The sequence below is a fragment of the Flavobacterium defluvii genome (assembly GCF_900129555.1).
Classification (GTDB): Bacteria; Bacteroidota; Bacteroidia; order Flavobacteriales; family Flavobacteriaceae; genus Flavobacterium; species Flavobacterium defluvii.
On the sequence record NZ_FQWC01000023.1, the window covers coordinates 1 to 1055 of the forward strand.

Sequence of the window (1055 nt, forward strand, 5' to 3'; positions counted from 1 at the left end):
GTTCCCTGAAACACAACACCGTCTTTCTGTGATTGGTGTTTGAATATTCCGTGGCGTTTTGCCAAAACCTGATCCGGACTCATTGGCACCGCCATTTCAACTTCGTCAATGCCCCATTCCTGCCATGCTCCACGATATAACCACAACCAGCAGTCGTTCATAAATGGTTTTGGTTTTAAGTTTTTAACGGCTTCAAAAATAGCATCCAGACAAACTTTATGTGTTCCGTGCGGATCTGCTAAATCTCCGGCAGCATAGATTTGGTGCGGTTTGATTTTTTCAATTAAATCCATCGTTAACTGAATATCTTCTGGTCCGATTGGTTTTTTCTCAATTGTTCCGGTTTCATAAAACGGAAGTTCCATAAAATGAATCTGGCTGTCTGGCAGACCTACAAAATGACTTGTTGCTCTAGCCTCCCCTTTTCTGATCAGGCCTTTGATATATCTTACTTCTGGAATATCAATTTCGCTGTTCTTTTTATTTTCTAAAAACGTTTGTGCTTTTTGATAAATATTGTCTGCTTCTTCGCTTTTAATGTTGAATTTCTCGTTGTAATCAATTACGAATCTTGCAAAACGTAACGCTTCATCATCTGCAACAGCAATATTTCCAGAGGTTTGATACGCCACGTGTACTTCATGTCCCTGCTCCTGCAGACGCATGAAGGTTCCTCCCATACTGATAATATCATCATCCGGATGCGGACTGAAAATCAGCACACGTTTTTTAGCCGGCTCTGCCCTTTCAGGACGATTGGTGTCTTCTGCATTTGGTTTTCCGCCCGGCCAGCCCGTGATTGTATTTTGAAGTTTATTGAAAATTTTAATGTTGATGTCGTATGCAGGACCAGAATCTGCCAGTAAATCGCTCATTCCGTTTTCGATATAATCGGCATCGGTAAGCATTAAAATTGGTTTTTTAAGATCAAGCGCCAATCCTAAAACTGCTTTTCTGATTAATTTATCGGTCCATACAATTTTCTCAACCAGCCAGGGTTTATTGATTCTCGTTAATTTTGAAGATGCTTCTTTATCCAAAACAAAAACAGCATT

The 1055-nt window shown here is 40.1% G+C and carries 1 protein-coding gene; it reads right to left on the reverse strand.

What is annotated here, in order from left to right; all coding sequences use genetic code 11:
- Positions 1–1055 (reverse strand): PIG-L family deacetylase (locus BUC29_RS21080; protein WP_208610061.1); only part of this gene is annotated, 1055 nt, incomplete at both ends.